Origin of the sequence: Roseomonas populi (genome assembly GCF_024594815.1) — a bacterium.
Taxonomy (GTDB): domain Bacteria; phylum Pseudomonadota; class Alphaproteobacteria; order Acetobacterales; family Acetobacteraceae; genus Roseomonas; species Roseomonas populi.
On record NZ_JANJOU010000029.1, the window covers coordinates 1 to 24,632 of the forward strand.

Here is a 24,632-nt window from a genome sequence, read left to right on the forward strand (position 1 = left end):
TTCACAACAGCGGCCGACTTCACGCGCGACCCCACCTTCTCCCTGGAAGCGCCCGGCAGCAGCGGAACCGTCATCCCGCCCATCACCGAAATCCCAGCCCATCCCGGAACCACGCCTGCAGATCCCGTGACCCTGCCAAGCGATCCCGTGACCACGCCGGAGCATCCGACGGCGCCGAGCGACCCCGCCGAAGGGCCGGCGACGCCCCTGCCGCCGGAAACGGCGAAAGGCGTGCCTCTCTCGATCACCCTCGGGGCGGAGAGCTGGAACGGAAACCCGTTCGCGAAGGTGATGGTGGACGGGGCCGTGGCGTTCAGCGGCGAGATTGCCGCTAGCCACGCCTCGGGCGGTATCGCGATGGTCCTCGGCACCGTGGACCCGGAGCAGGCGCACACGGTGACGGTGGAGTTCACCAATGACGCCTGGGGCGGTTCAGCCGCGACCGATCGCAACCTTTACGTCGAGGACATCCGGCTCGGTGAGGTTTCGTCCGGGCAGGACGGTGCGCTGCTGGAGGATGGCCTGCTGACGTTTCAGCTCCGCGGGACGGCTCCGGCATCCGATCACGCGCCCGTTGCCGCGACCGATCAGCACCCGATCGAGATCGGCATCTCCGGCGACGCCTGGGGCGGCAGCCCGCGCTACGACGTACTGCTCGACGGCTCGAAGGTGATCTCGGGCCGGGAGGCAACGGCGGCGCATGGCGCGGGGGCGGCCGAGACGATCGGGATCGGCGCAGACCTCTCGCCGGGCGACCACGTGCTGACGGTTCGCTTCCTGAACGATGCGTCGGGAGGATCGGCCGCGGCAGATCGCAACCTGTACGTGGACTCCGTAGTGGTGAACGGCACGGACATCCACCAGCAGGCTGTCCTGACGACCAACGGGGACGCCGTCTTCCACTTCAGCACGGCCGGGGAAGCCGCTGCGGTGGTCGATGCCGCCATCGCGGCGGTTGACCACGCGATCCAGCCGGTTGTGACCGATCTGGGCTCCAGCTCCATCTGGTTGGGCTGAGGGCCGTTCTTCCTCTCAGGGGAAAATCGGGCGTGCGGGGCGGGCTGCCCCGCACGCCCGATCAGGTCAGGCCTGGGCGGAAGGAGCGCCGGCCGAACGGCGCCGGCGAATCAGGCCGACCGCCGCGAGGCCGACACCGAAGATCGCCAGCGAGGCCGGCTCCGGCACGGGAACCGGGGTGATCTCGCGAACCAGCTTCTGCCGGATGGCGGTGGCGAAGTCGTTGAAGCTGTTCGCGACCTGCAGGAAGCCGCCGCCGCCGACGATGCTGTTCTGGTAGAAGGACTGCACGCCGGCCTCGCCGAGGATCACCAGGCCGTTGATGGTGTCCACGCCGGACGCAAGCGCGGCGTTCCGCGCGGCGGCGGTGTTGATACCCTCGTTCGCGGCGCCGTCGCCGGAAACGTCGATGACCTGGCGCGGCGCCTCGAAGTTGTTGCTGGCGAAGAGCGGCGCCGCGAAGGCGAGCGCGTTGCCGGGTGCCGTGTTGCCGGAGAAGGCCCGGCTGACGTTGCTGATCTGCGTCGCGAAAGCGTTGGCCGAGGCGACGCTGTTGATCAGCGTGTAGCCAATGGACTGGGTGGCCTGACCGGCGCCGGACCACTGGATGAAGTTCACGGCGATCGAGCCGCCAACGCTGGACAGGATGGCGTTCTGGACGGCGGCGCTGCGGAAGGCCTGCACGTAGCCGTTCTTCTGCAGGTTGTACTCGGTGGTGTCGACGCTGCCGGAGACGTCGATCAGCAGCGACAGCTCCAGCCCAACCGGAATCGCCTGCGCCTGGCCCGCGACGGCGAAGGGCGAGACGGCGGCAGCGACGATGGCAAGGCCGCGCAGGGAGGCGCGCAGGCGGGGTACCAGCATGGGTAATCTCCAGATCTGAAGCCGGCCAGGATCGACCGGGCTTCCAGACCGCTTGCGCAACGTCCGTGCCAATCCGTTTCCCGTCGTACTTACAATATCTTGTGTGCGGTTCGGTGCTCGACAGGGGCGCTGCCGTAAAAGTCGCCGACGAGCTGTGTGCGTGCCCTTGCGAGCGCGGGACCTACCGCTTGGACACTTTGCGGGCGGCTTCGATTGCCAGCCCCAGGATGTTTGCCAGGGTCTCCAGAAAGGAGATCTGGCCCGGCGCGAAGCTGCCTCCCGCGGTGTCGTCAACACCCAGCACGCCGAACTGGGGGCCGCTACCGGGGATCAGCACATCGATGCTGCGCCGCACGCCGTATTCCAGCAGGAAAGGCGGCAGCGCGATGCGTCCTTCGCCGGGCGGACGGGGGTAGATGGCGGGCCGCCCCCCGGTGAAGGCCTGGCTGGCCGGGAAGCGCGGATCGAGGGGAAAGTAGATCTGCGCACTCCCCTCGACCTGCCACCCCACCTTCTCGCAGAGCAGAAGCGTGCCGGTGCCCGTCTCGTACCTCATGATCCTGGCGAAGGGCACTTCGCAGCCGTCAGCCGCGAGTTGCGCGGCCTCCTGGCTCAGCACCGCGATATCCTTGTTGCGCAAGGCGAAGCGGCTGAAGGCGGTCAGCATGCCCTGTTGCCGGAGATTGCTGCCCTGCGCAGCGGCGGGGCTCGTGGCTGCGGGCCGGGATGGTCCGACCGGGGAGGGCTGGGCGTCGGCCGGCCTTGGCAATGCCCGCCTCGCACTCCCCACCTCGCGGGGAGCCGCTTTGTCGGGCCGCACCGGGTTGAGAGGCTGCTCCGTGCCGGAAGCGTCGAACTGGTAGGCCTTGAAGCGTTGCCAACCTTCGATCAGCGCTTCGAACTGCTCGTCCTGCGCGGCCCGCTCCCGGCGCAGCTTCTGCATCTGCTCACGCAGAGCGAGGACCGGATGACCTTCCGCGAGATTCGCGCCCGTCTCGATCGCCCGGAGGAAGGACGCCGCTTTCGTCGGGTCGTCCCGCTCGATGACATAGGCTGCGTAGCCCATGACGGAGGCCCGGCCGTAGTCGATCATCCGCCGGCCGAAGCTGCGCAGGACGAGCAGCCGCGGGTGCCTGTCCAGGATCTGCTGGATCTCCGCCGGCGTTGCCTTCTTCGCCCGCACGGCCGAGCTCCGATGCTCGCGCCGCCAGAGGAGATTGGCCATGGCAGCGGCCAGGGCCGCATCCCCGAAGGACCCGAGCGGGTGGCGCATCGCGGATTTGCGGTGGGTGTAGTGATCATAGGTTCCGCGGGCCTCTTCCGGGAGACCGCGCACCACCAGGACGGGGACCTCGGCCTTCGCGGCCACCACGGCCTTGAGCCGGCGGCACCCGTCGAGCAGCCGGCCTGTCTTCAAGAGGCATATGGGCTGCGCGTTGAACTTCCATCGGCCTGTGGCGATGTCGCGGGCTATGGCGTCGACATCGTTGCGCGATGGGGCGGAGCTGCTGTCGCCTTTCTCAAGGTGGCGGGCGGCCTTCGCCGGGTCGATCACCTCGACCTGCAGTGTGACGCCCAAGGTATGAGAGGGCATGGCCGGAGAGGCAGGCACCGCTTCGGCGGCGGCCGTTGCGAGGCCTGGATATCCTTCCAGCCGGGGAAAGGGTTCCGAGGTCGGGTCGGAGCCGCCGGCCCACACGATCCTGCGCGGCCGCTCATAGCGCAGCATGGCGTTCATCGCCTTGATCGAGAGCGCCAGCAGCCCCAGGCGATGCGCCGGACTCGCCGTGTCGGTCGGCAGGCGGTCGATCTCGGCCCGGAGAACGGCACCGGGCTCGCTGGAATCGAAGCGATCGGGGTGCCGCAGGGCTTCCAGCAACCTCATCGTCAGCGACCAGTCCACCTGGCGCCCCATGTAGAGGATGACCGAGCGGACGGGCTCGGGGAGGGGTGAGTTCTCCATGGCCAGACTGGCCGAAACCGCCACCTGGATGCCGGGATTGGCGCGAAGCGCGGCCTCCATTCGCCCCCAGTCCGGCGCGGCTTCAGGGCCGGCGAGGAGAGTGCCTTCGTCGTAACGGATCAGCCGCTCGGTCAGAGCAGCTTGCGCGCGCGCATGGGGAACTCCGCGCGCTGCCAGCACAGCCGCGAAGGGGCGGCGGCGGCGCTGGTCGATGGTAGGAAGCACCTCGTCATCCAGGCCCCGCGCTACCACGGCCGTGAGTGGGACATCCGCTGCGACGCAGGCGGCGACGCGTTGAACGCCGTCCAGCAGCACACCAGACCGCGAGACGATGATGGAGGCACCGTTGAAGGCCCAGCGCCCGGTCACCATGGCCAGCCGGTACATCTCCACGGCCGAGGTGTTCAGGCGCGCTCCCGTGCGGCGCCTGGCCAGGAGATCGCCCGCTTGCTGAGGGGTGAGGACTTCGACGCTGATGCTGACCGGCCCATACGTCAAAGGCTCGGGCACGTAAGGATGCTCCTCATCTGGCGGCCGGTTACTCATCAGTAAACACGCCCCTCACAGGCGCGCGTGCTGGAAGGCGCGCAGACCGGCAGCTGGATCGATCGGGAGACACATCTCAAGGAACATGGGCGCTCCTCATTCGTTTCGAATAGTATACATAAAAGAGCGCCGAAGTCACGGCGTTTTCCCATGCTGCTCGTCCGCGGGCCAAGCGTCTCAGCCCGGTGCAACGCTGGCGGAGGCGATCGTCCGCTCGGCGACTTTCGTGTGGGCATCGGCATTCCCTGGAGCTTCGCCGCGCCGGCCGATCCGCCTCGCCATGGACACTCTGTCAGATACTCCGCTTCGGATCGCCCGCAACATCATCGCGCGTAACACAATGTGCTCGCCTGCGCGGCGCCCCCATAAACCAGTGCAGAAACGCACGTTCAACACGCCTGCTGATCGGTTCTGTGGCGGGGCCATGCACGCCATGAGCACTGCTGGCCTCCCTCCCGGTTATTGCCGCAATGGGGCTCTCAGCCCTGTCCTACGGGTTGATGCCCTCCTCTCCGGAGTTCATCGGGTCCACGACAAGGCGGAAAGGGCAGCGACGTCGGGACAACGCACCTATATGGCGAAGGTATTCGGCCCCGGTCGCTCTCCCGTAGGCGAGACACCGGCCTGCTTCTTAGGTGGCGTGTGTCTCCGCCGTCTGCGTGCGAACCATTTTTTAAAAGTAACGTGTCATACCTAGGATGCTGGATTCGTCTCTGGACCTGCCAATCTGCTCACGGGTGCAGGAGGGAAGAGGGATTTTTCGCAACGCCGTCTTCACGATTCCGTGAAGAGTACCTTGACGTTGCTGAGCTTGCCGCCAGGCCAATTCGTTGACAAACCGGCTCGTTCTGTAAAGCTTTCGAAGTAAAGTGAAGTATTCACGTGGATTTTTAATGGAAGTAAATTTCTTAGCAATTGGCTCTCAGAAAATTGGTGGCCAACCAGGGGAAAAGTGCGGCCTATATTATCTTGAGATAATGACAGTAACATCCATCGCCACGATCTGGACACGTTTCGTTCCTAATCTCGAGCCTCTCCCCTCCCTCATTTCGCAAGCTGGCATGCAAAGTTGCTTTGCGGTTAGGGACACTGGTTGTTTCTTGTGGGTCCGCGTTGCGCAGTATCGGCGGCCAATCAGGCCAGCGAATTCGGGCCAACAGGAGGAGGAGGGTCACCAATGGGCAATAGTTCCATCCATCCGAGCGATACATCCACGCGGAACGTCGTGGACCTGCCGACACCGTCCGGCGCTGGCATCATGGCCAGGATCGCCGAGCAGGAGGACCGTGCAGGCCGGCTGACGCAGAGCCTCGAAATCCAGCGGCGGCGCGACCTGATGGGTACCAACCAGCGTTCCCCGACATCGTCGGACTCCGCCGTGGGCCGTGAGATTCGCGAGCTTCGCCGCGCCCAGGGACGCACGCAGAAGGAGCTGGCGAGGATGGTGGGCGTCACCGGCGCCCAGCTGCATCGCTACGAGACGGGGACCACGAGGATCGCGGCCAGCCGCCTCATCGCGATCGCGAACGCGCTGGACATCCGGCCGGACGTGCTGATCGCGGCCGGCTCCACCCGGGATGTCGCCGCACCTGTCATGCCGGCTTTCCCGGCCGACTCCGGCGACGACATCGTCGAGCTGATCCAGGCCTTCGGCTCGATCTCCGACCCGAAGCACCGCAGCGCGCTCGTCGCCGTCGCCAAGATGATGGCCGCGCAGTACAACCGCCACCCGTCCGGCCAGGCGGATTAGTTGGGCCCGGCCCGCCCGTCAGGGTTGGCGGGACAGTTCCGCCGCCTGCCGCGCGGGCCCGGAGCCCTGCATCTCCAGCACGCGCCGGAGAAGGGCCCTGTCGCGAAGGCGCGACGCCCCATCCCTGCTTCCCGCCGGGCTTTCCACGGACACCACAGCGAGCACCGGCCCCTTTCCGCCGACCAGGCTGTTCCAGCCCTGCTCGGCCCGGCTGCGGATGCCGCCGCCCGCCGGCTGCCCATGAAGCCAGGAGGCGACGGCCACAAGGCGTGAGCCATCGGGCGATTGCCGCGCCCGCCACACCGCATCGCCGCTCGCCACGGAGAACGTCACGGCCTCGTCGTCCTCGCCGGCCAGCCGGTTGCCCTCGGCCGTCACGGCCGCCCAGGTGACGTGGGATGGGAAGAGCAGCAGCCGGCCGGAGATGACGAGATCTTGGCAGCGCAGCACCCCTGGGGCGGGGGCACTGCAGCCCTCCGGAGCCGTCAGCCGAGCCGCCACAGCAGCCGGGTGCCCATCGCCCCCCGGGCCCAGCGCCGCCACCAGCGCCGATGGGGCAGCGGCGACCGCCAGCTGCAGCCCGGCAACGCCGAGGAGGATGGCGGGGCGCGGCGGGGCTACTGTCGCGGCGGCAGGCGGTGGCAAGGTCTTGGCCGCGTCCTGCCGGAACGGCAAGCCCAGGAGCACGAGTAGCAGGATCACGACGCTGAAGAAGACCCAGCCGTAGATCAGGTGGTCCGCCGCCGCCGCCTCGGCACTGCCGAGATGATGGCCGAGCAGGACGATGCCCAGGGCCCGCAGGCCATTCGCCAGGATCGGCACGACCAGGGCCAGTGCGAGGACGGTGAGTCGCCGCGCGGGGCTGCGGAACATCACCAGCGCGTAGAGCGCGCCGAAGGCGAGCGAGGCGATGGTGAAGCGTAGCCCGGCGCAGGCCTCCGCGACCAGGAAGGTGCCGGAGGGGATCTCGATGACAAGATCATCGGCGAAGTGCGGGATACCCAGGAGCTGCAGCCCCGCCACGATCATCCAGGCCGTCACGCGCTGAAGGGCGGGCACGGCGAAGGCGCCGAAGGGGACAAGGAAGACGAGGTAGGCCAGCGGAGCCGCCATTGCCCGCCCGATCCGCCATCCCAGCACGGACAACGCCGCCAGCACCGTGAGGGCGAGGGCGGCCAGCTGGCGGCCCTCCATGATCCCGAGGCGCTCCGCGGCCAGCCAGGCCATGGCGGCGCCGAGGGCAGGGATAGCGAAGAGCGTGGTCGGCTGCGGGTAGAGGCCGGCGAGACGGGCGCGCCGCTCCCAGGCAAGCCAGGCGGCGAGCGGGAGGACGAGCCAGCAGTGGTTGTAGGCGGTGGAGCGGTCCCAGGTTTCCACCGCCGCTGCCACCTCCTGCGCGAAGAGCGTGCCGAGCGCGGCGAGCGAGGCGAGGAGCACGAGGAGCGCCGGCGCCCATCCCCGCGGGACCAGCCCCGCCACTGCCGCGGGCGGCGCCGTCCGGGTCGTGCTCATTCCGCCGCTCCCACCGCGTGGAGGCGCGGCTCCGGTGCCAGCAGCGCGTCCAGCCGCCCGAGGGTGGCCGACCAGTCATGCCCGCGCGCGACCGCGGCGCGGGCGGCCTCGCCGATGCCGGGAAGCCGCCCGGCCAGCACGTCGGCGACGGCGGAGGCGGTCGCCAGCGCGCCGTCGGCCACCAGGATGTCCCGGCCGGCGACGGCGCGCACGCCCTCGAAGGCCTGCGGGGAGGCGATGACGGGGCGCGCCAGGGCCATGGCTTCCAGCACCTTGTTCTGGATGCCCCGCGCGATCCGCAGCGGCGCGACGGCCGCGGCGGCATGGGCGATGTAGGGGCGGGTATCCGGCACCGCCCCCGTGACGTTCACCCCGGGCAGTGCCGCCAGGGCGCGCACCGCGGGGGAAGGGCTGGCACCAACGATGTGGAACTCCGGCGGATGGTGCGGCGCCGCGGCGCGCAGCCGCGGCATGACCTCCTGCGCGAACCAGGTAACGGCCTCCACGTTCGGGCGGTAGTTCATGGTGCCGGTGAAGACGAGGGCCGGCCCCTCTCCCCGATAGGGGTTGGCATGGGGCAGCGCGGGGTCGAAGCGCCCGAGGTCCACGCCGTTGTCCACCCAGTCCAGCCGCGCCGCGCTCTCGGGCGCGAGGGCGGCGAAGTGGTCGCGCTCCTCGCGCGAGACGAAGAGCGTCCGGTCGAAGGCGGCCGCGGCGCGGCGCTCGAAGGAGAGGAGGGTGCGGGCCTCACGCGCCCAGACCTGGCGCATCGGCGGGGAGGCGCCCTCGGCGTAGGCGGCCCACTTGGTGGAATCGACGTCCACCAGGTCCAGGATGCGTCGCGGCACCGGGAGGCCGGTGCCCATGACATAGGGCGCCATGGAGGAGGAGTAGACGAAGGCCGCGTCGTAGCGCCGGGCCGCGAGCCCGGCTTCCACCCAGGCGCGCAGGGCCGGCGCGTGGAACCAGCCGAGGGTGAGCGGCAGGCCGGGGCGCACCCGCATCAGGGCGCGGGCGGCGGCGAGGGCGCGCCCGCCGGTCGGGTGGCACTCAACCCTGTCGCAGACCGCGCGCAGCGCCGGCAGGTGGGCCAGGTCGGCCGGGTCGTCCACCAGGCAGCCGAGGTCCACCGTCCAGCGGCGTGCCAGGTGCTCGAGCATGTGCCACGCCCGGATCTTGTCGCCCTTATCGGGCGGGTAGGGGATCCGGTGGCAGAGGAAGAGGAGGCGAGGGCGCATCGCGTCTATCCCAGTCCACGCACGATGGGTGGCCCCAGCAGGTTCGCCACGGGCAGCGGCAGATGGCGCCAGGCGGCGATCATCAGCTTGTAGCGGGGGTTGGTCGGGTTGTTGTCCGGCAGCCGCGCGCCGTCCCGCAGTTGGTAGCAATAGTTCAGCGGCTGCGGCTGGAAGCCCCAGTTCTTCTTGAAGTCGAAGGCACCCGTGCCGGACTTGCTGCGGCCGAAATCGAAGAGCCGCGCGCCGCGCTCCGCGCCCGCGCGCCGCATCACTTCCCAGTACATCACGTCGTTGGCGGCCAGGCGGCGCGCGTCCCGCGTGCCGCCGCCGTAATAGGGCAGCACCTCGTCGCGGAAGTGGAAGCTCAGCACGGAGGCCACCGGGCGCTCCTCGTGCATCACCGTCAGCACGTCGGACATGCCGGGGAAGGCGGTGCCGAGCAGCCGGAAGTAGCGGCGGGAGAACACGGGCGTGCCGAGGTTCCGCACGCTCTCGGCATAGACGCGGTGCAGCCTGTCCGTGTCGTGGTCGACGACCGAGGTCAGGCCGTTCCCCAGGCCCTTGCGCACCATCGCGCGCTGCTTCCGCGGGATGGCCTTCATGTCGGCCTCCGCATCGCCCGTGATGGGCTTGCGGAAGGTGTAATAGAGGGGCGGGCGAACCTGCCAGCCGAGGTCGGGCGCGCCGATGCGGCGGAATTCCAGGCAGGGTGTGCCGGTGCGGCGCATCAGGTCGCGCGCATGGTCCTCCAGCGCCGCCGCAGCCTCCGGCGTCGCAGAAACGGGGCCGCCATAGACGCAGAAGGGCGTGGAGACGAGCGCGTCTCCGAAGAGACGCGTGCGGATGCGCGCGAGCGGCAGGACCCCGACCACGGCGCCGTCCTGCTCGGCGAAGGCGTAGTGCGTGGCGTGGCCGAAGGCTTCCACGATCACGCGCTGCCAGGCGGAAAGGTGGAAGAACGTGGCGTCCGGCGAGGCGTGGACGAAGCGGTCCCAGGCGCCGGCGGCGGCGTCCTCGAACGGGCGGATGCGGACGGCCATGTTGCGTTCCCTAAGCCGCGCCGATATCGGCGGCGTGCACGCGATCGATCCGGTCCCAGGCGAAGTCCCGCAGCAGCCGGTCCACCCGCGGCGCCATGCTGGCGAGCCGGCTGTAGTGCCGGAAGCGGGAGAGCGCCGGGGCGCTGTGGATCCGGGGCTGGCCCGGATCCACCTCCCAGGGGTGGAAGTAGAAGATGCCCGGGCGCCGCTCCGCCCCGTTCACCCGGCGCAGCCCGGCGCGGAACACGGGGTAGGGCAGCAGGCGGAACCAGCCGCCGCCGGCGCAGGGCAGGTTGCGGCCCATGGCGCGCAGGGTGGTCATCGGCAGCTCCACCACGCCATCCGGCCAGGGGCGGTGCGGCCCGCGCGGCGCATCGGGCGCGCCGTAGAGATCGTGGCGGACGGGGAAGACGGAGGAGCTGTAGCGGTGCCCTTCCTCGGCCAGGATGCGGTGCGCCCAGGGGGTGATCGCGGTACCGATGGAGAAGGTGGGCGCGCGATAGCCCAGCACCGCCGTGCCGCCCGCGTCCTCCAGCACGCGGCGGGCGCGGCGGATATCGGCCCGGAAGGCCTCGGGGCCGATCTCGTGCACGCGCTCATGGCCGAAGCCGTGGCTTGCCAGCTCGTGCCCGGCGGCGACGATGCGGCGGATCAGGTCGGGCTGGCGCTCCGCCACCCATCCCAGGGTGAAGAAGGTCGCCCGCACCCCGGCCCGCGCGAAGCGGTCCAGCACGCGGTCGGTGTTGGCGACGACGCGCGGCGTGAGGGCGTCCCACTCGCTGCGGGGGATGATTCCCGCGAAGGCCTGGACCTGGAACCAGTCCTCCACGTCCACGCTCATGGCATTGGTGACGGTGTTCATCGTCGCCTCACCGGCGCGCCCGGGCGCCATCGCTGAACAGCTCGGACATGCGGTCGAAGATGCGTTCACGGCGGGCCATGAGGCGTTCGAGGGCCTCTACCCGGTCGGTCAGCCGGTCCAGCGTATCGCCGCTCCTCGACAGGCCCTCGGGGCAGTGTGCGTCCGGCGCACCGCCGCTGAGGTCGTCCTCCAGCTCCAGCGCCGTGGCCTCCACGAGCGATCCGGTCAGTTCGTCCGTGCCCTCCAGCGAGCCCGCGAGGAGCACGCGGGCGCAGAGACGGTTGATCCGGCGGGGAATGCCGCCGCTGTAGCGGTGCACGAGATCCAGCGCGTGCGGCTCCCAGCTCGGGCAGCCGTTCCAGCCCACTGCGCGCAGCCGGTGCTCGACATAGGCGTGCGTCTCCTCCAGCGAGAGGCCGCCGAGGTGGTAGGAGGCGAGGACCCGCTGGCGCAGCTGGTCGAGATCAGGGCTGGCGAGCATCCGGCGCAGCTGCGGCTGGCCCAGCAGCACGGTCTGCAACGGCGCCTGGCCGCCATCGGTGACGTTGGAGAGCATCCGCAGCTCCTCCAGCGCCGGCAGCGGGAGCCCCTGCGCCTCGTCCACGATCAGCAGGTGGCGCCTGGCCCCGCTGCGCAGCATCGCCGCGATCTCCAGCAGCACGCGCGCCTTGCTTCCGTCCGAAGGCGCGCCGAAGGCGTCGGCCACGAGCCGCACCACGTCATCACCCGAGACCTGGGTGGTGGCGATCCGCGCGACCGAGAAGCCCTCCGGGTCCAGCGTGCCGCAGAGGCGCTCGATGAGCGTGGTCTTGCCCGCGCCGACCTCGCCGGTGACGACGATGAAGCCCTCCCGCTGCGCCAGCCCATAGGTCAGGTGGGCATAGGCGCGGCTGTGGACGGAGCTCGGAAAGAAGAGCCGCGCGTCCGGCGTCATCTGGAAGGGCTGCTCGCGGAAGCCGTACCGGTTGATGTGCATGGCTTATCCTTCAGAAGGTCTGCCGCAGCCCGACGAGCACCACGTTCTGCAAGGCCCGGCCCGAATCGAAGTCGTCGCTCCGGGTCGTCAGCGCGTACTGGGCGAAGGCGCTGAGGCCGGGCCGGAGCTGTGCCGCCAGCGTCGCGCTCGCGCTGAACACGTCGCCCCTGCCGGTGCCGGGGGAGGTGAAGCGGCCATACTGCACGTTGCCGATGGCGACCATCGACGGCGTCAGCTCGTGCGACCAGGTGAGGCTGGCGGAGGTGCCGCGCTGGGAGAAGGCGGTGGTCCCGACCTCGACCGAGACGGGCCGCCGCTCCTCGCGCGAGAGGGTCAGCGTGATGCGGTCGCGCGGCCACAGCTGGCTGATCGAGATCGCGCCGCGCCGGATGCGGAAGAGGCTGCTCTGCACGCCGAGGAGGGAGTCCGAGAAGGGCTGCGCCGTGGGCGCGCCGGTCGCGGCATCCACGGGGTTGCCGAACTCGTCCAGCGTGGTGGTGGAGAGGAGATCGATGGCGCGCTGGGCGCCCGTCGTCAGCCGCTCCGCATAGTTGGCGAAGAGCTGCGTGCGGACCCCGAGCCCGACCACCGCATCCACCGTGGCCGAGTTGAAGCCGTCGCGGCGGCCGTACTTCGCGGTGACCCAGCTCTCGGGCGAGAAGTTCACGCGCCCGCCGACCGCCCAGACCGGCTCGCTGATGTCGATGCCTGGCACGCCGGCATAGCGCTGCTGCTCGTAGCCGCCCTCCACGAGGGCAATGACGGAGCGGGTGATGGCGTAGCGCGCCTGCAGCGAGGCGATCCGCCTGTAGGCGCCGTCGAGGACGCCGGTGCCGTCGTAGCTGGTGGAGGCCAGGCGGCTCTCGAAGGCGAGGCGGCCGAAATTCTCCCCGGTGCGGCCCACCGCGTAGAACTCGTGGGCGGTAAAGTCCTGGTCAGCGAAGAAGCGCTGCCCGCCCGGCGTGAAGGCGCCGTTGCCCGTGTCGCTGCCGAAGCCGTTGCCGCCGATGTCCTGCGACACCGCCTGGAAGGCGTAGCCGATCTGCAAGGTGCCCAGGCCGCCGAAGCGATGGACGAAGTAGGGGGAGATCTGGACGCTGTTCGTCTGGACCCGGTTGTCCCGCCCCACGACGACGTTTCCCTGGGACGCGAAGCCGCCGCTCGCCGCCTGGGTCGCGGACGCGCCGCGTATGTCGAGGAACACGGCGTCCGGCACCACCGTGACCAGCACCTGCCCGTTCAGGCGCTGGTCCACGCGGTTGCTCTCGCCTTCGGCGGTGTGGAACTGGATGTTGGGCGCGTAGTTGATGATGCCCCGGATCCGGGACGTGTCCACGGACAGGAGCAGGCCGGGGATGATGCTGGTGACGAAGTCCGCGCGCTTGTTCCGGCGGCTTTGGTCCAGGTTGTCGGTGGCCAGGAACTGCACGCCGAGGCTGGGCGTGATGTTCCAGCTGCGCCCGGGCAGGCCGGGCGGCGGGGCGATGGCGCTGTAAGGGAAATCGGGCGCGTCGAGCCGGGTGAAGCCGCTATCCGCCGCCGACGGCAGGGCGAACGGCCCGCCGGACGGGGTAGGGGTGGCGCCGCTGCCCTGGTCCGGGGACGCTGAGTCGATCAGCGACGATGGCGGATCGAGGGCAGGCAGGAACGGCTCGGCGCGGGCCGGGGATGCGATGGCCAGGGCCGTGCCGATCGCGAGCCAGTGGCCGGCGGGCAGCTTCCTCGCCGCCTCAGCCAGCATTGGGCGCCCCATAATCGCCGTGTGCGCCGAAGGTATCGTTGGCGGAGAAGCGCACGCGGTTCAGCAGCAGCTGCAGCACCGGGCAGGCATCCAGCATGTCGAGCGCGGCCTCGACCTCGTTGCGCTGCGTCCGCTCCGCGTCCACCACCAGGATCACCTGCCCCGCGATGGAGGCCAGGGTGCTCGCCTCGCTCGTCGAGAGGCTCGGCGGCGTGTCGAGCACGATGACGTGCTGCGGCAGCGCGGCCGCGAGGCGGAGGATGGCGGAGGCGATGGCCGCGCCCGAGGGCAGGTCGCCGCGGCCGCCCTTCTCCGCACCCTCGTCGGCACCGCCAGGAGCGGTGCCGTAAGGGAGGAAGGACAGGCGATCGATGGCGGTGCGCAAGGGCAAGGTGGCCGGGCGGAGCGACGGGGTGGAGGCGATCTGGCGCAGCCCGGGCCGCCCGGCGGTACCGAGTGCCTGGCTGCACCCGCCCTCTCGCCCATCGACATCCACCAGGACCACGCCGGCCGCCCCGCCGGCGGCGGCGGCGGCCAGGTTCAGCGCGGCGAAGCTCTTGCCCTCGCCGGGCAACGCGCTGGTCACCACCACGATGCGGCCCTGTGCCGTGCCGGCCCGCGGGCCGTCCTGCACCGTCCGCAGCATCTGGTGCTGGATGACGGCGATCTCCTCCGCCACGCGGCTGCGCTCCGGGCGGTCCGGCGCCACGAGCCCGGCGGCCCGCAGTGTCTCCACCGCGATCGGCGGCGGGGGCGCGGCGGCCTCGGCCTTCGCGGGAGCCTCGGGCGCGGAAGCCTCGGGCGCCGAATCGGCCGCCCGGGGGACATCGGGGAGCACGGGGCGCCATTCCTGCGGCGCGCCGGGGTCGCCGAGCAGCTCCGCTGCGCGCTCGATGAGGTGGGTGCGCGCCGTGGCAGCCGGGCTCATGCCAGTATCCTCATGACCTGACCCGGCACGCCGCCGAGTATCGCGCCGAAGCCTGCCAGCAGCAGGACGAAGACCCCCGCGAAGGTGATGGCGGGGAGGAGGCGGCGCGGCGCAGGCGGCGCCGAGAGGCCGCCGAGCACCGGCAGGCCGAGGCCGCGCAGGTCGTGGAGCGTGTAGAAGGTGCGATCCAGCCGCACGAGGGCCACCGCGGCCAGCAGCCCGGCCGCGAGCCCCGCCACGAGCACCCCGGCCGCCAGCAGCAGGCGGTTCGGCGCGATGGGGGTGATCGGCAGGGTGGGTGGGTCCACCACCTCCAGCCGCACGCGGTCGGAGTTCGTGCGGGCGGCGCCGGCGATCTGCACCGACTCGCGGCGCGACAGCAGCTCCTCGTAATTCCGCCGCAGCACGGCGTAATCGCGGTCGAGGTTGAGGTACTGCGCCTGCACCTCGGGCTCGCTGCGGGCCACTGCGTCCAGCCGCTCCACCTCCGCGCGCCCCGTGCGCTCCTGCCGCTCGAGGGAAGCGATCTGGGCGTTCACGTCCACAAGCCGGACCTTGAGCTGCTCCATGAGGGGGTTCGAGCGCGCGATCCGCTGGGGCGCGGAGCGCGGCGCCCCGCCGCCGCCGCCGTTCGCGCGCAGATCGGCGATGGCGCGCCGCGCCGCGAGCACGTCAGGGTGCTGGTCGGTGTAGCGCAGGCGCAGATCGCGCAGACTGCGCTCGGCCTCGGCAAGGCGTCCGTCGCCGCCCCCGCCACCGCCGCCGCCCGTCTCGGTCACGAGCTGGGCCGGCGTGGCATCGATCTGCTGCTGCGTCAGGTCGCGCCGGGTGCGGGCGTCCTGCAGCTCGCCCTGGACCTGCTGCAGCCGCGCCCGTGCCGCCTCCAGCCGGGAGATCCCGCCGTTCGCGTCCGATGGGAGCAGGTCGATGTAGCGCGCCTGGAACTCGGCCTTGCGCCGCTCGGCCTGGCGGAGCTGCACCTCGTAGGAGGCGATCTGCTGGGCCACGAAGCTCCGCGCGCTCTCCATCTGCTGCCGGTCGGTCGCCGTCGCGGCCTCCATGAAGAGGTTCAGCGTGGTCTGCACCACGTCGCGCGCGACGCGGGGGTTGCGATCGCGGTAGTCGATCGTGAAGAGGTTGCGAGTCTGCGTGGTGATGCGGATGTCCTTCATCAGCCGCTGGATCAGCATGTCGCGTGAGGCGGTGTCGGGTGCCTGCGCGTCGAGCCCCGTGCGGACGATGACCTTCTCCAGGTTTGGCCGGCTCAGCAGCGTGCGCTGCAGGACCTCGACCTGCCCGGCCGGCGTGCCGTCGATGGCGATGCCGCGAAGCAGGAGGCCAAGGATCGCGTCGGCGTCGGCGTAGAGCCGGGCGCTGGATTCATACTGGCTGGGCAGGGCATGGATGCCGGCCCAGCCGCCGAGGCACACGAGCCAGGCGACGCCCATCGCGGCCCAGCGGTGGCGCCAGCCGGCCCTTGCGTGCCGGCGGATCAGGGCGGGAACCTGCACGGTTCAGAACCAGCCCTGGGGAATAACCAAGGTGTCGCCCGGGCGCATCGCGGTATCCTGGGTGATGTCCCCGTCGCGCAGCAGGTCCGAGAGGCGGACCGGAATGGCCCTCGGGCGGGCGCCCGGATCGCGACGGATGATCTCCGCCCGGTTGCCGGCCGCGTAGCGGGTCAGCCCGCGCGCGCCGATCATGACGTCGAGCACGGTCATTCCCTCGCGGTAGGGCATCGCCATGGGCTGCGCGGCCTCCCCGATGACGCGGACCTGCCGGTCCGACGGGCCCTGGAAGGACCGGACCATCACCGTCACCGTCGGCTCCCGCACATAGGTACGGAGCCTCTGCTCGATCTGCTTGCCGAGTTCGGAGGGAGTTCGCCCCGCCGCCTCGATATCCGGGATCAGGGGCAGCGAGAGGCGGCCATCTGGCCGGATCGGGAGCTCCGGCGCACTGAGCTCCGGCGCCCGATAGACAAAGATGGAGAGCGTGTCTCCGGGGCCGAGCACGTACTCGGGCGCCGGCTCCGAGGCCGCCGCGAGGAGGTCGCGCGGCGCGCTGGGCTGCCCCGAGCAGCCCGCCAGGCCGAGCCCGGCCATCAACAGGAAGGGGGAATAGGCGATGCGGGGCATAGCGGGATCCTGCTCTCCTCCCGTTACGGCATGGCGCAGGCCCTGTTTCCAGGCGCCGATTATATCTGCCGATCGGTTCCTCGGAAGTTATCACCGCTAAATCCGCCTTCAATAAATTTTTTACAACATCGGAGTTGATCCAAGCGAAAACATGAATGGAAGTGTAAAATTTCCCGGTAAATTTCTTAGCGCGGGTAAATTTCATAAGCGTTTTTAGGTACTTATGGACCATCGTTCAACTTGGATGGGTGTTATAAAATCTTCCAGCCGTCAGCCCCGGCTGGTAAGTCATACCAGGGGGAAGCCTCTGTTCAGGAGCGGCCTGATGACGAGCGTGTTCGGACATGACGTCCGTTCTGATTTGCTGGTCCTGTATCTGGCGGAGACCGGCGCCGTATTCCTGGCCGTCTATGCGCTCGCCCTGCTCGGCGTGGCGCAGGACACCCGGATCAACACCCTGGATGCCGGGCTCGTCGCGGTGGCGGTCGCGCTCTGCTGCGGCGTCGTGGTCGGTGCCAGCGGGCTTTACAGGCCCGAGGTGCTCTCGCGGGCCCGGCGGATCGCCGCAGGCGGCTTCGTCGCCGCCCTCCTCCTGCTGATCCTCACCTGGCTGGGCCTCCAGTTCCTCACTCCGGCCCGGGACCCCTTCTCCTGGAGCATGGTTGGCGCGGTGCTGCTGGGCTCCGTGCTCGGCGTCGCCGTGGCGCGGGTCGGCTGCAGCACGGCGACGCGCTGCGGCCTGCTCACCCGCCGCCTCCTCGTGCTCCAGGACGCCCCACCGGGCCTGCCCGCGGGGCGGGAAGCGGAGGCCGTGCGCGACTTCCTGGTCCCGGTCTTCATGCCCATCGATGCTGTCGGCGATGGTGCCCTCACCCCGGAGTGGCTGAAGGCGCAGCGGATCTGGGCCGTCGTGGCCGAACCCTCTTCCCTGACGTGCACGATGCGCGAGAGGTTCCGGGCGGCGGGCCTGCGGATCCTCAGCCCCGACGAGCTCGACGAGTGCCGGCTGAACCGTGTCGTGCCCGAGCGCCTGCCGGAGAACTGGCTCCTCACGGCCCGCGGCGCGCATTCCTCCCGGTTCGGGCAGTTCCTGCATCGCTGCCTCGATATCGCCGCGGCGTCGTTCATCCTCCTGGCCACGCTTCCTGTCTGGGTGGTGGCGGCGGTGCTCGTCCGGCTGGATAGCCCGGGGCCGATCCTCTACCGGCAGGTCCGCGTCGGCCTCCACGGGAAGCATTTCACCCTCTACAAGTTCCGCAGCATGGTGGTGGATGCCGAGGCTGGCGGCGCGCCGCGCTGGGCCACGCGCAACGACCCGCGCGTCACGCGCCTCGGCCGCTTCATGCGCCTCACCCGCATCGACGAGCTGCCGCAGCTCATCAACGTGCTGCGCGGCGAGATGGCCATCGTCGGGCCGCGGCCCGAGCGCCCGGGCTTTGTCGAGCAGCTCGGCCGCCTGATCCCGCACTACGACGATCGCGCCCTGGTCAAGCCCGGCATCACTGGCTGGGCGCAGGTGAACTACCCCTACGGCGCCTCGGTCGAGGATGCGCGGATGAAGCTCGCCTACGACCTCTACTATGTTCGCCGGCGCAGCCTTTTCCTCGACCTAGTCGTCCTGGTGTCCACGGTGCGGGTGGTGCTGTTCCAGGAAGGCGCGCGGTGACTCCCGGCCGGACAGGAGGCGCGGCATGAACGGCAACGCCTCCGTCGTGCTTTACGCGGGCTGTGCTGTCATCAGCGCCGCCTGGGCGGTGCTCGTCCTCGCCGTCGGCCGCGGGGCCGCCGCGCGGCCGCCGGCGCTGGCGGGCGCGATGGTCGCGGTCTGGGCCGCAACGGTGGCGATGACGCCGGAGAACCCGCTCGACGGCGTCGCAGGGCTCGCGGAGGTGCTGCGCAGCGCGACCTGGTTCGCCGTGCTGTTGCTGCTCTGCAATCGAATGTCGGCTTCGGGCGGGGGGGCGCTCCTGCGCGGCCTCGGGGCGCTCGGCCTCGGCGCCTCGCTGCTGGCCGTCGCGTCGCTCCTGCCCGTGGTGGGCGAGGCAGCCGGAGCGCGGAGCTTCGCCACCACCCTCGCCCTCGCGCGGCCGGCGCTGGCTCTTCTCGTCGTGGTGGTTGCCGAGAACCTCTACCGCAACGCCCCCGAGGAAGCCCGCTGGCACGTGGTGCTGCCCTGCATCGCCCTCGGCGGGTTGGCCGCCTTCGATCTCCTGCTCTACGCGGACGCGGCCCTGTCCGGCGCCTTCTCGGACGTGCTGATCGACTCGCGCGCCGTGCTGGCTGTGCTCGCGGTGCCGCTGCTCGCGATCGCCGCGATGCGGGACCGTCGGGCCTCGCGGGAGCCACCGGTCTCGCGCCAGCTGGTGTTCCACGGCGCCACCCTGCTGACCGCCGGCACCTTCCTGCTCGGCGCCGGCATCGTGGGGGAGGCGCTGCACAGGCTCGGCGGCCCCTGGGCGCGCGCGGCGCAGGTGGGGCTGCTCGCCGGCGCGGTGATGGCGCTGGCCGTGGCGGTCAGCGCGCGCTCCGTCCGCTCCCGGCTGCGGCGGCTCGTCGTGGATCCCTTCTTCCGCGACCGCTACGACTACCGGCGGGAGTGGCTGCGCTGCGTCGCCACGCTCTCCGCGCCGGATGCCGAGGCCTCGGCGGAGGTCCGGGCGATCCGCGCGATCGCGGATGCGGCCGACAGCCCCGCGGGCATCCTGTTGCTGCGCGACCCTGGCGACCCGCCCTCCGGCGCACCGGCGCTGTGCTGGGCCGGGTCCTGGAACGGCCCGGCGACGCCGCTGGCGCTTCCGGCCGGGCACGCGATCGCGCTGGCGCTGCGGGACGGAACCTGGGTGGCCCAGCCCGAGCCGGGCGAGTTCCCGGATCTGCGGTCCTGCTTCGGTCCGATCTGGCTTGCCGTGCCGCTGACCCACCACCGCGAGGGCCTGCTCGGCGTGGTGCTGCTCTCGCCGCCGCGGGCTCCCTTCGTGCCGGATAGCGAGGTGTTCGCGCTCCTGCGCGCCTTGGGGCGGGAGGTCGCGATGTTCCTGGCGGAGCGGCGCGCCGCCCAGCGGGTGGCGGATGCCGAGCGGATCCAGGCTTATGCCGGGCGCTTTGCCTTCGTGGCGCACGACGTGAAGACGGTGGCGACGCAGCTCAACCTGCTGCTCGCCAATGCGGAGGCGAATATCGCGGACCCGGAGTTCCAGCGCGACATGCTGCTCACCGTCGGTGCCGCCGCCAAGCGGATCGACACGCTGATCGCGCGGCTTCGGGCACCGGAGGAGGGCCACGCGCCCTCCACCGCGCGCATCCGGCCCGTGGCCAGGCTGCGGCAGCTTGCGGGCCATCGCCCCGGCACGATCCTGCTGGAAGCGGGGGACGAGGAAGAGGTGCAGGTGGCCATGGCGCCCGATGCTTTCGACGCCGCGGTCACCCACCTGCTGGACAACGCCGTGGAAGCGTCTCCTCCCGGCCGGCCGGTGCTCATCCGGCTGCGGCGGCAGCAGGGGACGCTGCTGGTGGACATCGTGGACCGCGGCACCGGCATGTCGGCGGCCTTCCTCCGCGACGTACTGTTCCGTCCTCTCGCTTCCTCCAGGCCGAACGGGAACGGGATCGGCGCCTGGCAGGCGCGGGAGCTGCTGCGGCGAGCCGGAGGCGACCTCGTGGCCCAGAGCACCCCGGGAAGCGGCACCACCATGCGCATCAGCCTTCCCATGGAAGATCCCCTGCCAATGATTTCCACCCCAGCGCGAGAGCCCGCCGGAGCGGGTGCGGAGCTATGCCCATGAGCAAACCGAAGCTGCTGATCGTCGAGGACGACGTCGCCCTTGCGACCCAGTTTCGGTGGGCCTTCCCTGATTGTCGCGTCGTGCTCGCGCAGGACCGGGCGCAGGCGAAGCAGCTCGTCGAGAAGGAGCAGCCCTCGGCAACGCTGCTCGATCTCGGCCTCCCACCGGACCCGGAGGGCGTGACGGAAGGCTTCGCGACGCTGGAGGTTCTCCGGCGCCTCGCGCCCGGGATGCCGGTCGTGGTGTGCAGCGGCCAGGGCCAGCGCGAGAACATGCTGCGCGCCATCGCGCTCGGCGCCTACGACTTCTGCGAGAAGCCGGTGGACCTGGCGGTGCTCCGCACGGTGGTGGACCGCGCGCTGCGCCTGCGGGAGCTGGAGGAGGAGAACCTCCGCCTGGCCGCCACGCCGCGCGCCAGCCCGGTGCGCGACATCATCACCGCCGACGAGGCGATGCTGAAGATCTGCGGCACCGTGGAGCGCCTCGCGCAGGTGTCTGTCCCGGTGCTGCTGCTGGGCGAGAGCGGGACCGGCAAGGAGGCGCTGGCCCGCGCCCTGCACGAGATGGGCCCGCGCGCGAAGGGGAAGTTCGTCCCGATCAACTGCGCTGCGATCCCCGAGCCGCTGCTGGAGAGCGAGCTGTTCGGGCATGAGCGCGGCGCCTTCACCGGCGCCGTGCGGCAGGTGACCGGCCGGATCGAGGCGGCGAACAACGGCACCTTGTTCCTGGACGAGGTGGGCGACCTGCCGGCCTCCCTCCAGGCGAAGCTGCTGCGCTTCCTGCAGGACCAGGTGATCGAGCGGGTGGGCGGGCGCGCGCCGATCCGGGTGGACGTGCGCGTCGTCTCCGCGACCAACCAGCCGCTGGAGGAGCAGACGGAGACGGGGCGCTTCCGCGCCGACCTGCTCTACCGGCTCAACTCGCTGACCATCCGCGTGCCGCCGCTGCGCGAGCGCGGCGACGATGCCCTGCTCCTCGCGCGCTGGTTCCTGGCCCGCTACGCGCGGGAGTTCAACCGCCGCATCCGGGGCTTCGACCCCGCCGCGACGCAGGCGATCCAGGCCCATCCCTGGCCGGGCAACGTGCGGGAGCTGTCCAACCGTGTGCGCCGTGGTGCCCTGATGGCGGACAGCCAGATGGTGACGGCGGCGGACCTGGAACTGAGCGAGCCGGAGCTGGCGCCGGAGGCGGATCTCGATATCCGCGCCGCGCGGCTCCGCGCGGAGCGATCGGCGCTGGAGCGCGCCCTGGCCCGGAGCAGCGGCAGCCTGACGATGACGGCGCGGCTGCTCGGCGTCAGCCGGCCCACGATCTACGCGCTGCTGGAAGCGCACGGGCTGAGCGGCGGCCGCAACTACGTCGAGCCCTCTTCTACCCCCCCAGGGAACGAGCGATGAGCAAGAATCCCGCAAAGTACCCGGTTGCCGCGCCCGCCGCGGCCCCCATCGGCGCCGGTGCCGCGCTGCGAGGCGCGATCCTTGCCGGGGCCGTGCTACTCGGGAGCGCCGCCGCGGTGCCCGCCGAGGCCGGGGCTCCGGAACGGGCGCGGGAGGCCGCGGCGCGCGGTGACCTGAAGGCGGCCCAGCTGGAATGGCGGAATGCGGTACGGGACGATCCCGGATCGGCCGCCACACGGATTTCGCTGGCACTGGCCAGCCTGGAGCTGGGCGACGGCGAGGTCGCCGAGCGCGAGACGCGGGCCGCGATGGAGCGCGGCTACGATCCCGTGCGCGGCACTGCGCTGCTGATCCGCGCCTACCTCGCCACCGGCCGCTTCGACGAGCTGCTCCGCGACTTCCCCGCGCCGGGATCATCGGCAGGGTCGCCCCCGGCCAACCCGGCCGTGGCGGCGCAGGTGCTGGCCGGCCGCGTCTTCGCGCTGCTCTCCATCGGGCAGGCGGGGCCGGCGGGCGAGGCAAGCCAGGCGGCGCTGCGCCTCGCGCCCGAGGCGGAGGAGGTGCAGCTGGCCGCTGCCGCCGTGGCGATGGCGGCCGGTGACCGCGCGGCCGCGGAGGCCGCGACGGACCGCGTGCTGGCGCGCGACCCGGCTTCCGTGGAGGGGCTGCTCCGCAAGGGCGCGCTGCAGTTCGAGCGGCGGGACGTGCGGCCGGCACTGGAGACCTTCACGCGGGCTGTGGCGGCCGCGCCCGGCAACGTGGTGGCGCGGCTGCGGCGGGCCGAGGCGCTGATCCAGCTCAACGAGACGGCGCGGGCGAAGGAGGACCTGGACACGGTTCTCGCCGTGGTGCCGAACAATCCGCCCGGCCTGTATCTCCGCGCCATGCTGCTGGCCCGCGCCCAGGACTGGGCGGGGACGGACGCGGCCCTGCAGCCCATCGGCGCCGTCCTCGGCAACTTCCCGGACGGCTTCCTGCTGCTGGCCTTCGCCAAGCGCGGGCTGGGCCAGGTCGCGCAGGCCGAGGACGCCGCGCGCCGCCATCTGGCGCGCCAGCCGGAGGACCCGCGGGGCGCGCGCATGGTCGCCGCCTTCGAGATCGACGCGAACCGCCCCGAGGAGGCCGTGGCGATCCTCTCCCGCCTCGCGGAGCGCGGGGCGGCGGATGCCGAGGCGCTGGACCTGCTGGGGCGGCTGCAAATCCGCGCGGGGCGCCCGCGGGAGGCGGTGGCCGCCCTGTCCCGCGCCGCGGAGCTGGCGCCGGGCGATGCCGGCGTGCTCGGCCGCCTGGCAGCGGCCCGCCTGGCCGCGGGCGACACGGCAGGGACGGCCGCGGCGGCGGAGGGAGCGTTGCAGCGCGACCCAGCCCGGCCCGGCGTGCGGGAAATGCTGGCCTTCACCGCCCTCCAGCGCGGCGACCTGCAGGGGGTGGAGGCGGAGCTGGGGCGCCTGGACCCGGCCGCACAGCGCAGCGAGATAGGAGGCGTTCTCCTGGGCACGCTTCACCTCGCGCGATTCGAGTTGCAGCCCGCGAAGGCGACCTTTTCCAACGTGCTGCGCGACTACCCGGCCTCGGCCGCCGCCCGGAACGGGCTGGCCCGCATCGCGCGGATCGAGAACCGCCCGGAGGAGGTCGAGCGCCTGCTGGGCGAGGTGCTGCGGGCGGAGCCGACCAATTCCGAGGCGATCGGCCAGCTCGCCGCCGCCGCGATGCCGGGATCGCCGCGGGCCGTGCAGGCGCGCGCCGTGCTCACGGCGGCGCAGGCCGCTGCGCCCGGCGCGCAGCCCCTGACCCTCGCCCTGGCCAACGTGATGATGCGTTCGGGCGACGCCGCCGGCGCAGCCCGGATGCTGGCCGCGGCGCCGGGCCAGGGCGAGAGCGGGGGCAGCATCACCCTGCCGCTGGCCCGCGCCGAGGCCCATGCGGCGGCGGGCGAATGGGCCGAGGCGGAGGTGCAGAGCCGCCTGGCCCTGGCCCAGGACCCGGATTCCGTGGCGGCGCGCCGGCAGCTCGCGGGCCTGCTCGTCCGTTCCGGCGATGCGCGCGGGGCGGAGGCGCTGATCGAGCAGGGGCTGCGGACCCGCCCGGCCGACGCGGCGCTGCAGCAGACGCTCGCCGCGCTGGTCCTGCAGGCACGGGGGCTGGACGCGGCCCTGGCCGTGGCGGACCGCCTGGCCGCGCAGCCCGGCACGCAGCCGGCCAGCCTGGCGCTGCGCGGCGACGTGCTGTCCACGGCGCGGCAGCCGCGAGAGGCGGCGGCGGCCTACGCGGCCGCCCTTGCGCAGGCCCCCTCCGGGTTGCTGGCGGTGCGCCAGGCGGCGGCGCTGCGCTCCGCGGGCGATCTGCCGGGGGCGAGCGCGGCCCTCCGCACCTGGCTGGCCACCAATCCGGACGATGACGGCGCCGGGCTCCTCCTCTCGCAGTTCGACATCGAAGCGGGGCGGAACACCGAGGCGGCGCAGCGCCTGGAGAAGGTGGTGGCGCGCCACCCGGAGGACCCCGTCTCGCTCAACAACCTCGCCTGGCTGCTGGGGCAGCGCGGCGGCGACGCGGCGGCGCAGTCCCGCGCGCTGGCGCTGGCCGAGCGCGCCTACTTCCTGACGCCCAACCCCGACACGGCGGATACGCTCGGCTGGATCATGGCGCGGGGCGGGCAGGCGGAGCGGGCGGTGCCGCTGCTCCGGCAATCCGCCATGGCGCGGAAGGGGGATCGGCCCGATCCCGGATCCGCCTATCGCCTGGCCTATGCGCTCCGCGCCACGGGCGGCCGGGAGGAGGCGCTGGCGGTGCTCACCGCCGCCATGGAGGGTGCGCCAGCCTTCCCGGACCGGGCGGAGGCGGAGCGCCTTCTCGCCGACCTGCGCACGCGCCGCTGAGG

The 24,632-nt window shown here is 71.5% G+C and carries 17 protein-coding genes; 6 read left to right on the top strand and 11 right to left on the bottom strand.

Annotated elements, in window-relative coordinates; genetic code table 11:
• A partial coding sequence (locus NRP21_RS23865) for a carbohydrate-binding domain-containing protein (protein ID WP_257718744.1) occupies nucleotides 1–1,017 on the top strand: 1,017 nt, incomplete at its 5' end.
• A gap of 66 nt (nucleotides 1,018–1,083) precedes the next feature.
• On the opposite strand, the gene NRP21_RS23870 is transcribed toward NRP21_RS23865, so the two are convergent.
• Nucleotides 1,084–1,881 (bottom strand): DUF1194 domain-containing protein, encoded by a 798-nt coding sequence (locus NRP21_RS23870; RefSeq protein ID WP_257718745.1) that lies wholly within the window; start codon nucleotides 1,879–1,881, stop codon nucleotides 1,084–1,086.
• Nucleotides 1,882–2,062: 181 nt separating this feature from the next.
• Nucleotides 2,063–4,354 carry a hypothetical protein gene (locus NRP21_RS23875; protein WP_257718746.1) on the bottom strand — a complete coding sequence of 764 codons (2,292 nt, stop codon included), beginning with the start codon at nucleotides 4,352–4,354 and terminating at the stop codon, nucleotides 2,063–2,065.
• A gap of 1,213 nt (nucleotides 4,355–5,567) precedes the next feature.
• On the opposite strand from NRP21_RS23875, the gene NRP21_RS23880 reads away from it, so the two are divergent.
• A complete protein-coding gene (locus NRP21_RS23880; RefSeq protein WP_257718747.1) occupies nucleotides 5,568–6,140 on the top strand; it encodes a helix-turn-helix domain-containing protein in 573 nt (190 codons plus the stop codon).
• 18 nt (nucleotides 6,141–6,158) lie between these two features.
• Here the strand turns inward: NRP21_RS23880 and xrtA are convergent, their stop codons facing one another.
• Genes xrtA through NRP21_RS23925 form a run of 9 tightly spaced genes read right to left on the bottom strand, consistent with a single transcriptional unit; the run spans nucleotide 6,159 to nucleotide 16,575 of the window.
• A complete protein-coding gene (gene xrtA, locus NRP21_RS23885) occupies nucleotides 6,159–7,652 on the bottom strand; it encodes an exosortase A (protein ID WP_257718748.1) in 1,494 nt (497 codons plus the stop codon).
• Nucleotides 7,649–8,890 carry a TIGR03087 family PEP-CTERM/XrtA system glycosyltransferase gene (locus tag NRP21_RS23890; protein ID WP_257718749.1) on the bottom strand — a complete coding sequence of 414 codons (1,242 nt, stop codon included), beginning with the start codon at nucleotides 8,888–8,890 and terminating at the stop codon, nucleotides 7,649–7,651. Before NRP21_RS23890 ends, xrtA begins: the two co-directional genes overlap by 4 nt.
• Nucleotides 8,891–8,895: 5 nt before the next feature.
• Nucleotides 8,896–9,930, bottom strand: coding sequence for a FemAB family XrtA/PEP-CTERM system-associated protein (locus tag NRP21_RS23895; protein ID WP_257718750.1), 1,035 nt, complete (start codon nucleotides 9,928–9,930; stop codon nucleotides 8,896–8,898).
• A 10-nt stretch (nucleotides 9,931–9,940) separates the two neighbouring features.
• On the bottom strand, nucleotides 9,941–10,792 hold the full coding sequence (locus tag NRP21_RS23900) for an XrtA system polysaccharide deacetylase (protein WP_257718751.1): 852 nt from the start codon (nucleotides 10,790–10,792) through the stop codon (nucleotides 9,941–9,943).
• Between the two features lie 7 nt (nucleotides 10,793–10,799).
• Nucleotides 10,800–11,768, bottom strand: a complete 969-nt coding sequence (locus NRP21_RS23905) for an AAA family ATPase (RefSeq protein WP_257718752.1) — start codon at nucleotides 11,766–11,768, stop codon at nucleotides 10,800–10,802.
• 10 nt (nucleotides 11,769–11,778) lie between these two features.
• Nucleotides 11,779–13,509, bottom strand: coding sequence for a TIGR03016 family PEP-CTERM system-associated outer membrane protein (locus NRP21_RS23910; RefSeq protein ID WP_257718753.1), 1,731 nt, complete (start codon nucleotides 13,507–13,509; stop codon nucleotides 11,779–11,781).
• Nucleotides 13,499–14,437, bottom strand: coding sequence for a P-loop NTPase family protein (locus tag NRP21_RS23915; RefSeq protein ID WP_257718754.1), 939 nt, complete (start codon nucleotides 14,435–14,437; stop codon nucleotides 13,499–13,501). Before NRP21_RS23915 ends, NRP21_RS23910 begins: the two co-directional genes overlap by 11 nt.
• Nucleotides 14,434–15,948 (bottom strand): XrtA system polysaccharide chain length determinant, encoded by a 1,515-nt coding sequence (locus NRP21_RS23920; protein WP_257718755.1) that lies wholly within the window; start codon nucleotides 15,946–15,948, stop codon nucleotides 14,434–14,436. Before NRP21_RS23920 ends, NRP21_RS23915 begins: the two co-directional genes overlap by 4 nt.
• A 3-nt stretch (nucleotides 15,949–15,951) precedes the next feature.
• Nucleotides 15,952–16,575 carry an XrtA/PEP-CTERM system exopolysaccharide export protein gene (locus NRP21_RS23925; RefSeq protein ID WP_257718756.1) on the bottom strand — a complete coding sequence of 208 codons (624 nt, stop codon included), beginning with the start codon at nucleotides 16,573–16,575 and terminating at the stop codon, nucleotides 15,952–15,954.
• Nucleotides 16,576–16,900: 325 nt separating this feature from the next.
• Here NRP21_RS23925 and NRP21_RS23930 point away from each other — a divergent pair, with 325 nt between their 5' ends.
• Genes NRP21_RS23930 through prsT form a run of 4 tightly spaced genes read left to right on the top strand, consistent with a single transcriptional unit; the run spans nucleotide 16,901 to nucleotide 24,630 of the window.
• Nucleotides 16,901–18,241, top strand: coding sequence for a sugar transferase (locus NRP21_RS23930; RefSeq protein WP_257718757.1), 1,341 nt, complete (start codon nucleotides 16,901–16,903; stop codon nucleotides 18,239–18,241).
• Between the two features lie 25 nt (nucleotides 18,242–18,266).
• Nucleotides 18,267–20,357, top strand: a complete 2,091-nt coding sequence (gene prsK / locus NRP21_RS23935) for an XrtA/PEP-CTERM system histidine kinase PrsK (RefSeq protein WP_257718758.1) — start codon at nucleotides 18,267–18,269, stop codon at nucleotides 20,355–20,357.
• Complete coding sequence (prsR, locus tag NRP21_RS23940) at nucleotides 20,354–21,754, top strand: PEP-CTERM-box response regulator transcription factor (RefSeq protein ID WP_257718759.1); 1,401 nt, start codon at nucleotides 20,354–20,356, stop codon at nucleotides 21,752–21,754. Before prsK ends, prsR begins: the two co-directional genes overlap by 4 nt.
• Nucleotides 21,751–24,630, top strand: coding sequence for an XrtA/PEP-CTERM system TPR-repeat protein PrsT (gene prsT / locus NRP21_RS23945; RefSeq protein ID WP_257718760.1), 2,880 nt, complete (start codon nucleotides 21,751–21,753; stop codon nucleotides 24,628–24,630). Before prsR ends, prsT begins: the two co-directional genes overlap by 4 nt.
• Nucleotides 24,631–24,632: the final 2 nt, after the last annotated feature.

Bases quoted from the DNA above. Each gene is read 5' to 3' on its own strand.
- NRP21_RS23870 (WP_257718745.1), bottom strand. From the start codon at position 1,881: ATGCTGGTACCCCGCCTGCGCGCCTCCCTGCGCGGCCTTGCCATCGTC.
- NRP21_RS23880 (WP_257718747.1), top strand. From the start codon at position 5,568: ATGGGCAATAGTTCCATCCATCCGAGCGATACATCCACGCGGAACGTC.
- xrtA (WP_257718748.1), bottom strand. From the start codon at position 7,652: ATGAGCACGACCCGGACGGCGCCGCCCGCGGCAGTGGCGGGGCTGGTC.
- NRP21_RS23890 (WP_257718749.1), bottom strand. From the start codon at position 8,890: ATGCGCCCTCGCCTCCTCTTCCTCTGCCACCGGATCCCCTACCCGCCC.
- NRP21_RS23895 (WP_257718750.1), bottom strand. From the start codon at position 9,930: ATGGCCGTCCGCATCCGCCCGTTCGAGGACGCCGCCGCCGGCGCCTGG.
- NRP21_RS23900 (WP_257718751.1), bottom strand. From the start codon at position 10,792: ATGAACACCGTCACCAATGCCATGAGCGTGGACGTGGAGGACTGGTTC.
- NRP21_RS23905 (WP_257718752.1), bottom strand. From the start codon at position 11,768: ATGCACATCAACCGGTACGGCTTCCGCGAGCAGCCCTTCCAGATGACG.
- NRP21_RS23910 (WP_257718753.1), bottom strand. From the start codon at position 13,509: ATGCTGGCTGAGGCGGCGAGGAAGCTGCCCGCCGGCCACTGGCTCGCG.
- NRP21_RS23915 (WP_257718754.1), bottom strand. From the start codon at position 14,437: ATGAGCCCGGCTGCCACGGCGCGCACCCACCTCATCGAGCGCGCAGCG.
- NRP21_RS23925 (WP_257718756.1), bottom strand. From the start codon at position 16,575: ATGCCCCGCATCGCCTATTCCCCCTTCCTGTTGATGGCCGGGCTCGGC.
- NRP21_RS23930 (WP_257718757.1), top strand. From the start codon at position 16,901: ATGACGAGCGTGTTCGGACATGACGTCCGTTCTGATTTGCTGGTCCTG.
- prsK (WP_257718758.1), top strand. From the start codon at position 18,267: ATGAACGGCAACGCCTCCGTCGTGCTTTACGCGGGCTGTGCTGTCATC.
- prsR (WP_257718759.1), top strand. From the start codon at position 20,354: ATGAGCAAACCGAAGCTGCTGATCGTCGAGGACGACGTCGCCCTTGCG.
- prsT (WP_257718760.1), top strand. From the start codon at position 21,751: ATGAGCAAGAATCCCGCAAAGTACCCGGTTGCCGCGCCCGCCGCGGCC.